This is a genomic window from Clostridium sp. AM58-1XD (genome assembly GCF_003464085.1).
Taxonomy (GTDB): domain Bacteria; phylum Bacillota; class Clostridia; order Lachnospirales; family Lachnospiraceae; genus Lachnoclostridium_A.
In genome coordinates this window covers 1-9,930 of record NZ_QSDR01000058.1, presented here as the reverse complement: position 1 = coordinate 9,930, position 9,930 = coordinate 1, and the positions used below count along the sequence as shown (strand labels likewise).

Below are 9,930 nucleotides of genomic sequence, written 5' to 3'. Positions count from 1 at the left end.
ATAGTTCAGAGAACTTTTCTATGTAACAAGAAAAAAGAGTCTGGCTCGCCGGACTCTTTTCATATTTTTTAACCATTTTTTATTGCGCTCGGCCCTCGCTCCATAAAAAACACGCGGGAACCGCCTTGACCTTATGGTCAAGCCGTAGCAAATAGTTCCGCGCTTTCACGGCGCGTCACTATTTTTACTTATGGGAAATAATATATGATACTTTGGGAAATTTGTAAACCCCTAAAAAAACTTTTTTTTGTTCTTGACATTCTCCGCAGATTGTGTATACTACATTGCATAGCGAGCGAGGGCGCTCCGTTCATGAGGTTCATGGACGGAGTGTCCTTTTTGTGTTGCAGAATATTTCTTCTCGAATATCTGCTGTAATACAATGGAGCTTCTGAAAGAAAGGAGTGTTACACATTATGACAAAGAATATCCCAGAAATGTATGGAAGTCTTGTGTTCAATGACAAAGTCATGCACAGCAAACTGCCGAAGGACGTCTATCGAGCGCTGCGCAAGACGATCCAGAACAACACCCATCTGGAGCTGGACGTGGCAAATGCAGTCGCCGTAGCGATGAAGGAATGGGCCGTAGAAAACGGAGCCACTCATTTTACCCACTGGTTCCAACCCATGACAGGCATCACCGCTGAAAAACACGACAGCTTTATTTCCCCAAGCGACGGCGGCGTAATTATGGAATTCTCCGGCAAGGAACTTGTTAAAGGCGAACCGGATGCCTCCAGTTTCCCATCCGGCGGCCTGCGCGCGACTTTCGAAGCGAGAGGTTACACATCATGGGATCCTACTTCTCCAGCGTTTATTAAAGATGGAACGCTCTACATACCAACCGCTTTCTGCTCCTATACTGGAGAAGCCCTGGATAAGAAAACGCCTCTCCTCCGTTCTATGGAAGCGCTGAACAAAGAGGCCGTTCAGCTGCTTCATGTTCTAGGCAATACCGCGGTTAAAAGCGTTTCCACAACGGTGGGACCGGAACAGGAATATTTTCTCTTAGATAAAGCGATGTACCGCGCCAGAAAGGATCTTCTCTTCTGCGGAAGGACGCTGTTCGGCGCTTCTGCTCCGAAGGGCCAGGAAATGGAAGACCATTATTTCGGCGTGTTGAAGCCAAGAGTATCTGCATTCATGCATGAACTGGATGAAGAACTGTGGAAAGTAGGAATTCCGGCCAAGACAAAACATAACGAGGTTGCTCCTGCACAGCATGAACTGGCGCCTGTCTTTGAAACGGCCAACGTAGCTGTCGACCACAACCAGCTGACCATGGAAATCATGAAAAAAGTGGCCGATAAACACGATCTGGCCTGTTTGATTCACGAAAAGCCTTTTGAAGGAATCAACGGAAGTGGCAAACACAACAACTGGTCTATGGTCACCGATACGGGTCTGAATCTTTTAAATCCCGGAAAAACTCCGGCTGAAAATATCCAGTTTCTAATCTTTCTGACAGCTGTAATCAGCGCGGTAGATGATTATGCGGATCTCATGCGTATATCCGTAGCCAGCGCAGGCAATGACCATCGTCTGGGCGCCAACGAAGCTCCGCCTGCCATTGTTTCTATTTTCCTCGGCGATGAACTGACCGATATTCTGAAATCCATCGAAAATAATACGTTATGCGCAGAAAAGGCAGCCATACAGATGGAGACAGGCGCTCACGTACTGCCTCACTTTTTCCGTGATACCACGGATCGTAACCGCACCTCTCCATTCGCTTTTACCGGCAATAAATTTGAGTTCCGTATGCTCGGCTCCTCTCTCTCCGTTTCCGGTCCGAACGTGGTCCTGAATACGGCCGTAGCGGAAGAGCTCCGCCAGTTCTCCGAGAAATTAAAGGACGTTCCTGTGGAAGAAATGAACGCAGCCGTTCACCGCCTGATCCGGGAAGCGATTCTGCTCCACAAGAAAATCATTTTCAATGGTAACGGCTATACGGATGAATGGGTAGGAGAAGCGGAAAAAAGGGGACTTTACAACCTGAAGACGACGCCTGACGCTCTCCAGCAGTTTATAGTCCAGAAGAATAAGGAACTCTTTTTGTCTCATAAGGTATTTACGGAAACGGAAATCCTTGCCAGGTATGAAATTATTCTGGAAAATTATTCCAAGGTCATCCACATCGAATCCAAAACCCTGACGGAAATGATGAAAAAGGATCTGCTTCCTTCTGTTTATGATTATATGGGCCAGGTTTCCGTCGCTGCAAATGAGAAGAAATCTCTTTGTCCTTCCATTTCCACGGAATGCGAAGTATCTCTCATTACAAAGTTGACGGATCTGGCCGCGTCAATCACCGCTCATACAGTTGAACTGGAAGCGGGTACGGTTAAGGCGGAAGGCATTGAAGATTTTCTGGAAAGAGCCCATTATTACTGCAATACCGTACTCAGGCTGATGGAAACAATCAGAGGCGCAGCGGATGAAGCTGAAAGCCTGATTCCTGACGATCTTCTTCCGTATCCGACATACGACCAGCTTCTGTTTTCCGTTTAATAATGGCGTTTCATTCTGAAGAGATGGTATTCGGGAGAATTCAAGAAAATGAGGAGGACATATTATGGACTTTAGTGCAGTTAACACAATCTGGGTACTCGTAGGCGCAGCCCTTGTATTCTTTATGCAGGCTGGATTTGCAATGGTCGAAACAGGATTTACCAGGGCAAAAAACGCAGGAAATATCATCATGAAAAACCTGATGGATTTCTGTATCGGCACTCCTGCATTCTGGCTCGTCGGCTTCGGCATCATGTTCGGTGCAGGAAACAGCTTCTTCGGACTGATTGGAGGAATCGCTGAAGAAGCTAACTACGGCGGCGGGATGCTCCCGTCCGGCGTACCATTTTATGCGTTTCTGATCTTTCAGACTGTCTTCTGCGCCACATCGGCCACCATCGTTTCCGGCGCTATGGCGGAGCGTACAAAATTTTCTGCTTATTGCGTATACAGCTGATAATCAGTCTTGTCGTCTATCCGATTTCAGGCACTGGATCTGGGGCGGCGGCTGGCTGGCTCAGATGGGATTCCACGACTTTGCCGGCTCTGCAGCCGTTCATATGGTCGGCGGCGTCGCCGCCTTTATCGGCGCTATGATTCTTGGACCGCGTATCGGTAAATACGACGAAAACGGAAAATCAAAAGCCATTCCCGGCCACAGCCTCACCCTTGGCGCGCTTGGCGTATTCATCCTCTGGTTCTGCTGGTTTGGTTTTAACGGCTGTTCCACCGTTTCCATGGAAGGCGATTCAATCCCGCTTGCCGGCAAGGTATTTGTTACTACAAATCTGTGTACTGCAGTCGCTACAGTTACCGTAATGCTTTTCACCTGGCTCCGCTATCAAAAGCCAGACGTTTCTATGACGCTGAATGGTTCTCTGGCAGGTCTTGTAGCAATCACGGCGGGATGTGATACCGTTTCCCCCGTATCGGCAGCAATCATCGGTATTTTCGCCGGTTTTCTCGTCGTACTTGCCATTGAATTCATCGATAAAATCGCAAAAGTCGACGATCCTGTGGGCGCGGTCGGCGTCCATGGCTGCTGCGGCGCTTTCGGTACGCTCTGTGTCGGGCTCTTCTCAGACGGCACGGGCACAGCTTACAAGGGACTTCTTATGGGAGGCGGCTTCAGCCAGCTGGGCATTCAGCTTCTCGGCGTAGGCTGTGTTATCCTTTGGGTGACCGTAACCATGATTATAATTTTCCAGGTGATTAAACACACAATGGGCCTGCGTGTCTCCCGGGATGAAGAAATCGCCGGCCTGGATATCAGAGAGCACGGTCTTCCAAGCAGCTATGCGGACTTTATGTCTGGAGACGGCATCGGCGAACGCGCTGTGGAAGGCGAGCTTATTTCCGAAGAACGCGTAGCCGCCGATGCTTCATCCGCACCGTCGGCGGCTCCTGTTCCCGCCGCTGTTTCCGGCCCGTCTCTCAGCAAGGTGGTAATCATAACCCGCCAGAACAAGGTAGACGATCTCATTCAGGCTCTGAACCAGATCGGAATTACAGGCGTAACAATCACCAATGTCCTTGGATGCGGCATTCAGAAAGGTTCTCTTCAGTACTACCGCGGCGTAGAGGTCAATGTAAATCTGCTTCCGAAAGTTAAGGTGGAAGTCGTTGTAAGCAAGGTGCCGGTCAGCCAGGTAATCGAAACTGCAAAGAAAGTCCTTCATACGGGACGGATCGGCGATGGAAAGATCTTCGTATACCAGATTCAGAATGTAGTCAAGATCCGTACAGGTGAAGAAGGGTACGATGCGCTTCAGGATAAAATCTGATAAAAGTTTTCTGACCCGCCATAAAACGGCGGCGGGTATCTCAAACGGGAGGCCCTCCGATGAGGGGTCTCCCATTTCGGCGTTTTCCGGTAGAATTCGCCATAGAATAACGTTCCGCGACGGGATGTTAATGAATAACAGGAGGATAACTCAAATGAATGACGATAAGTTAAAGGAAGAATGCGGCGTATTCGGAATCTATAATCTGGACGGCACAGATGTAGCGCACTCGATTTATTACGGCCTCTCCTCTCTCCAGCATCGCGGCCAGGAATCCTGCGGTATCGCTGTATCCGCCACAGACGGGCCGAAGCGAAATCTTGGTATCCATAAGGGGCTTGGACTCGTCAATGAAGTGTTTAAGGAGGAGCTTCTGGACGGTCTTCACGGAAATATAGGGATCGGCCATGTCCGCTATTCCACCAGCGGCGCTACGAATCTGGAAAACGCCCAGCCTCTGGCATTGAACTATGTAAAAGGGACCCTTGCCCTGGCTCATAACGGCAACCTGATTAACGCTGCCGCACTCCGTCATGAATTGGAGTATACGGGAGCCATTTTCCGCACAACAATTGATTCGGAAGTCATAGCCTATTTCATCGCAAGAGAACGCATACATACAAAAAGCGTAGAAGAAGCCATATTGAAAACGGCTTCCAGAATCAAAGGCGCCTATGGCCTCGTCGTTATGAGCCCAAGAAAACTGATCGGCGCGCGGGATCCCTATGGTTTAAAACCGCTTTGTCTGGGTCATAGAGGCAATTCATGGGTCCTCGCATCCGAAAGCTGCGCTCTCACCGCCATCGGAGCGGAATTTATACGCGACGTCCGTCCCGGAGAAATTCTGACGATTACAAAAGGAGGGCTGGCTTCCAATATGGAACTGGCTCAGGAACGGAAAGCTCACTGTATCTTCGAATACATCTATTTTGCCCGTCTCGACAGCACTTTGGACGGGATCAGCGTTTATGACGCCAGAATCCGGGCCGGGGCCGCGCTGGCCGATTCCTACCCTGTTGATGCAGACCTCGTCACCGGCGTACCAGATTCCGGCCTGGCGGCTGCAAAAGGTTATTCGGAAAAAGCGGGAATACCATTTGCCCTGGCATTCCATAAGAACAGCTACATAGGCCGCACTTTCATAAAACCGACTCAAAAGGAGCGGGAAGACAGCGTACGCCTGAAATTGAACGTACTGGAGCATGTGGTCAGGGGAAAACGGATCGTTCTCGTAGACGACTCCATCGTACGCGGAACTACCATGGCCAATCTGATCCGTATGCTGAAACAGGCCGGAGCGCTGGAAGTCCACGTAAGAATCTCTTCCCCTCCTTTTCTATACCCCTGTTATTTCGGAACAGATGTGCCGTCCAATAAACAGCTGATCGCCTCTGCCCATACTCCGAATGAAATATGCCGTCTTATCGATGGAGATTCTCTTGGATATATGAAGATTAAAGACCTTTCAAAAATGGTGGAGGGACTTCCTGTCTGCCGCGCCTGTTTTGACCACAATTATCCTATGGAAGTCCCAGAAGGCGATATCCGTAATATCCTGGAACCGGCTTAAACAGCTGCCGAAAATACCATATACTTTCTCATAAACAGTTGATCTTTTCTTTTATCCATGTTAAAATTAATTAAACTAATAGTTTAATTAATTACGAAGGGAATTATATTGTATGGGGCGGCGTAAAAAAGAATCGGCTGATATTCACAGAGAACGGATTACCGCGGCGGCGGAAGAATTGTTTACAGAAAAAAGCGTTCTTTCCGTTACTATGGATGATATTGCGGGAAAGGCCGGATACAGCAAGGCGACTTTATATGTATATTTTAAGGATAAGGACGAAATCATCGGACTGCTGACATTAAAAAGCATGGTGAAGCTCTATGAATGTATTGACTCCGCATTGGAACAGCAGCAGGAAAGGAAGGCCCAGTACGACGGTATATGCGCTTCTCTTGTCCGCTACCAGGAGGAATTTCCATTTTGCTTTGACACGGTCCTGAAAGGGATACGAATTGATTTTAACAGACCGGACTTCTTTCCGGAAGAAAAGGAAATATTTGATGTGGGAGAGCGGATTAACCGGATCCTCGCTCAGTATTTGGAAAGAGGAATAAAAGAGGGCGTGTTCCACGCCGATCTCCTCCCCCTTCCTACGGTATTTTCCATGTGGGCCATGATTTCCGGTTTAATCCGCATGGCGTCCGACAAACAGGACTATATCGTCCATAGGATGGGATTTTCAAAAGAAACCTTTCTTCAATACGGCTTCGATACCTTATACCGTTCCCTCTTATCTCAGGAGGCGTCGCGATGAAAAAACTGCTTGCTATTCTGGGAAGTCCTCATAAGAACGGTTCCTCTGCCGCCATGCTGAGTCAGGCTTGCGAAACTGCCGAAGACGCCGGCTGGGAGGTGACAACGATATATTTATATGAAGAACATATTTCCTTTTGCACTGGCTGCCGCAAGTGTATGCAGCATGGCATCTGCATTTATGAAGACGGTATTCAGAAAATCGCCAGGCTCTTAAAATGCTGTGACGCCGTAGTTCTGTCCGCCCCCGTATACTGGGCAAATGTGCCGGCCGCAGTCAAAAACATGTTTGACCGGCTGCTGGGAACGGCCATGGAGGACACAGCCGCTTTCCCCAGACCACGGCTTTCCAAGAATCAAAAATATTTGATTCTGACTTCATGCAATACTCCCTTTCCCTTCTCCTGGATCTGCGGGCAAAGCAGAGGCGCCATTCGCGCTATGGACGAATTTTTCAAAACTTCCGGCATGAAATCCATGGGCCGGATAACCTGGGCAGGCGCCAAGGGCAGTCCTGACCTCCCGGACAGGACTGTGAAAAAAATACGGCGCTGTTTCTCAGGTTCATATAAAATCAGAGTGATGTAAAAGTCAAATCAGCTGTTGCCGCCATAGCCCCTTCCTGTCCACCGGAATATGAGGAAAATGCGCTTCATCCCTATTATACGAAAGCCGCGAAGGAATCCATCCTATCATATAAAATTAATGGTGGAACAGACGGATTCCCGTAAATGCCATCGCCATGCCGTATTTATCGCATGTGGCGATTACGTTGTCATCCCTTACGGAACCTCCCGGCTCTGCAATATACTTCACGCCGCTCTTATACGCGCGGTCAATGTTATCGCCAAATGGGAAGAATGCGTCGGAGCCAAGGGCGACATCCTGCATCTGATCAAGCCATGCTCTCTTTTCTTCTTTCGTAAATACAGGCGGCTTTACTTTAAATACGCTTTCCCACCTTCCGTCTGCAAGGACGTCCATATAGTCATCCCCGATATAGACGTCAATGGCGTTATCACGATCTGCTCTGCGGATTCCATCTGTAAACTGGAGGTTCAGCACCTGAGGCGCCTGACGGAGGAACCAGTTGTCCGCCTTCTGGCCTGCCAGCCTTGTACAGTGCACACGGGACTGCTGGCCTGCTCCGATTCCAATGGCCTGTCCGCCCTTTGCATAGCAAACGGAATTGGACTGAGTATATTTGAGGGTAATCAGGGATATAATCAGATCGATCTTTGCAGAATCCGGGATTTCTTTATTAGCCGTAACTACATTAGAAAGGAGTTCCCGGTTGATGTCCAGTTCATTTCTCCCCTGTTCGAATGTAATACCGAATACCTGTTTTCTCTCAATGGGATCCGGACGGTAGGATGGATCGATTTCAATTACATTGTAATTGCCGTTCTTCTTGGATTTCAGAATTTCAAGCGCTTCCGGCTCATAGCCTGGAGCGATGACGCCGTCGGAAACTTCTCTCTTGATGATCTTCGCCGTATCCACGTCGCAGACATCGGAAAGGGAAATGAAATCGCCAAAGGAGGACATGCGGTCCGCGCCCCGCGCTCTTGCATAGGCGCATGCCAGCGGAGACAATTCTCCCATGTCATCCACCCAGTAAATTTTCGCCAGCGTCTCGTCGAGAGGAAGGCCCACCGCCGCCCCTGCCGGGGAAACGTGTTTAAAGGATGTGGCTGCCGGAAGGCCCGTCGCCTCTTTCAGTTCTTTTACAAGCTGCCATCCGTTGAATGCATCCAGAAAATTGATGTATCCCGGTTTTCCGCTCAACACCTTAATCGGAAGCTCTCCTGTTCCCTCCATAAAAATTCTGGACGGCTTCTGGTTTGGATTACAGCCGTACTTTAATTCTAACTCTTTCATGATTCTTCCATCCTCCTTATCCATATCTCACTTTTACTGATTCTTGTTTACAATTCTCGTCTCATATTTACCTGAAGCGATGTCAATATACCGTACGAACAGGGACACCTTATTGTCTTCATTCAGATTCTTCCACATCATATCTGTAAATTCATCGATATCATCCATGGTTCCAATCAGCTTCGGCTCTCCTTCAAAACTCGGGAGCGGATTTCCGTCATGCAGATACGTATGAATGAAATGACCTTCTCCTGCCGCCGGATTCTCATATGCAAATGTGTAGCGGCTGCAACTATCAGGATTTCCGTTACTGCTCTTTAAAATGGACATGGCATAGTTGTACGCTCCTCTTTCCAGGTGCATGATTCCTGAAATGCGCGGAGTATAATTAGGGCCGTCCGGCTCAAATTCCCTGCACCGCAATGACTGTTCAAATGTCATCCGCTTATCCATTCCCTCATAGATCGTGTCTGTCTGGTCTCCATTCGTAACGATCGTTTTATTGCCCAGTACCCGTACCGGTGCGTAGATGATCAGACTTGGATCCGTGAGCTTGGATGGATCGAAAGCCTGGGTGCGGATACCTTCTCCCTCTTCCATGAAAATACGATTTCTGCTGTTTTCGCTTCTGCCCATAATAAAATAAGCAGCAACAGCCTTCGTTCCGTCAGGCGTCCTCCCGAGTACAATCCCTCTTCCCGGATAGGAATTCTCCCTCAGTTCTGTTTCCAAACATAATTTCTCCATGATTTTCCTCCTGTCTGATTCCGTAGTTCTTGTGAAACAAAAAAGACCATCTGGATACCCTTTATTCATAAGGATGCCCAGACGGTCGACTATTACGCTTCCACGTGCTCCCTGTGGTCTCTTCCACTTATCCGTCAGTCACACGTCCTTTCTATCATCTTAAATGATTTCAGAAAGAATTGCAAGTATTTTTTCCTGTTTATTCCTGTCCGTCTTTCAGTCCGATGTAAATGTGGATTTCTGCATTTTCCATCTCGCCGTCCTGATATTCTTCAAAATCACACACGTATGATCTGGGAAGATCCATGTTCCACAGCTGCATCCAAAAGTCGGATACCGCTTTAATCATATGTCCTTTTACAACAAACTTCGCATATCGGCCGGCGGGATGGTTCTGACCACAATCCCCTCGGGCTGAGCTGCCGCTTCCACCGCACAGCCTACCATAACCGTATAGTCACCGTGCTCGTCGCCTTCGTAGTCCGCATAGATTCCCAGCGCTTTTCCATCAGCCTTTGCTGCAATGGACGTATAAATCCCCTTCTGATAAAACTGCTCCCAGAGGCCTCCAATCACCATTCCCATATCCGGCGCGTGATATTGGTGCGGGCTGCCAGACCGGCTGCCTCTCTTTCTTCAAGATCTACGATTTCGTATTTCCATATGTTTCATTTGATTA

Annotated in this window: 6 protein-coding genes, 2 pseudogenes and 1 riboswitch; of the genes and pseudogenes, 5 read left to right on the top strand and 3 right to left on the bottom strand. The window is 48.5% G+C overall.

The window, feature by feature from the left end; genetic code table 11:
• Positions 1-416: 416 nt before the first annotated feature.
• From DXA13_RS20255 to DXA13_RS20235, 5 genes and pseudogenes are all read left to right on the top strand, one after another.
• Complete coding sequence (locus DXA13_RS20255; RefSeq protein WP_118246802.1) at positions 417-2,513, top strand: glutamine synthetase III; 2,097 nt, start codon at positions 417-419, stop codon at positions 2,511-2,513.
• 64 nt (positions 2,514-2,577) lie between these two features.
• Positions 2,578-4,297 (top strand): annotated as a pseudogene (locus DXA13_RS22600) (ammonium transporter).
• Positions 4,298-4,451: 154 nt separating this feature from the next.
• A complete protein-coding gene (gene purF, locus DXA13_RS20245) occupies positions 4,452-5,867 on the top strand; it encodes an amidophosphoribosyltransferase (RefSeq protein ID WP_118246801.1) in 1,416 nt (471 codons plus the stop codon).
• A 112-nt stretch (positions 5,868-5,979) separates the two neighbouring features.
• Complete coding sequence (locus tag DXA13_RS20240) at positions 5,980-6,624, top strand: TetR/AcrR family transcriptional regulator (protein ID WP_118246800.1); 645 nt, start codon at positions 5,980-5,982, stop codon at positions 6,622-6,624.
• Complete coding sequence (locus DXA13_RS20235) at positions 6,621-7,211, top strand: flavodoxin family protein (protein WP_118246799.1); 591 nt, start codon at positions 6,621-6,623, stop codon at positions 7,209-7,211. Before DXA13_RS20240 ends, DXA13_RS20235 begins: the two co-directional genes overlap by 4 nt.
• 114 nt (positions 7,212-7,325) lie before the next feature.
• On the opposite strand, the gene DXA13_RS20230 is transcribed toward DXA13_RS20235, so the two are convergent.
• The 3 genes and pseudogenes from DXA13_RS20230 to DXA13_RS20220 form a co-directional block, all read right to left on the bottom strand.
• Positions 7,326-8,504: a phosphoribosylaminoimidazolecarboxamide formyltransferase gene (locus DXA13_RS20230; RefSeq protein ID WP_118246798.1), complete on the bottom strand. Its 1,179-nt coding sequence runs from the start codon at positions 8,502-8,504 to the stop codon at positions 7,326-7,328.
• A gap of 33 nt (positions 8,505-8,537) precedes the next feature.
• Positions 8,538-9,251, bottom strand: a complete 714-nt coding sequence (locus DXA13_RS20225; protein WP_118246797.1) for an IMP cyclohydrolase — start codon at positions 9,249-9,251, stop codon at positions 8,538-8,540.
• A gap of 68 nt (positions 9,252-9,319) precedes the next feature.
• Positions 9,320-9,403: riboswitch (ZMP/ZTP riboswitch) on the bottom strand.
• A 47-nt stretch (positions 9,404-9,450) separates the two neighbouring features.
• Positions 9,451-9,830 (bottom strand): annotated as a pseudogene (locus DXA13_RS20220) (GyrI-like domain-containing protein).
• Positions 9,831-9,930 lie beyond the last annotated feature (100 nt).

Excerpts from the sequence above, each read along its gene's own strand:
- DXA13_RS20235 (WP_118246799.1), top strand. The coding sequence starts at position 6,621 with ATGAAAAAACTGCTTGCTATTCTGGGAAGTCCTCATAAGAACGGTTCC.
- DXA13_RS20240 (WP_118246800.1), top strand. The coding sequence starts at position 5,980 with ATGGGGCGGCGTAAAAAAGAATCGGCTGATATTCACAGAGAACGGATT.
- DXA13_RS20230 (WP_118246798.1), bottom strand. The coding sequence starts at position 8,504 with ATGAAAGAGTTAGAATTAAAGTACGGCTGTAATCCAAACCAGAAGCCG.
- purF (WP_118246801.1), top strand. The coding sequence starts at position 4,452 with ATGAATGACGATAAGTTAAAGGAAGAATGCGGCGTATTCGGAATCTAT.
- DXA13_RS20255 (WP_118246802.1), top strand. The coding sequence starts at position 417 with ATGACAAAGAATATCCCAGAAATGTATGGAAGTCTTGTGTTCAATGAC.
- DXA13_RS20225 (WP_118246797.1), bottom strand. The coding sequence starts at position 9,251 with ATGGAGAAATTATGTTTGGAAACAGAACTGAGGGAGAATTCCTATCCG.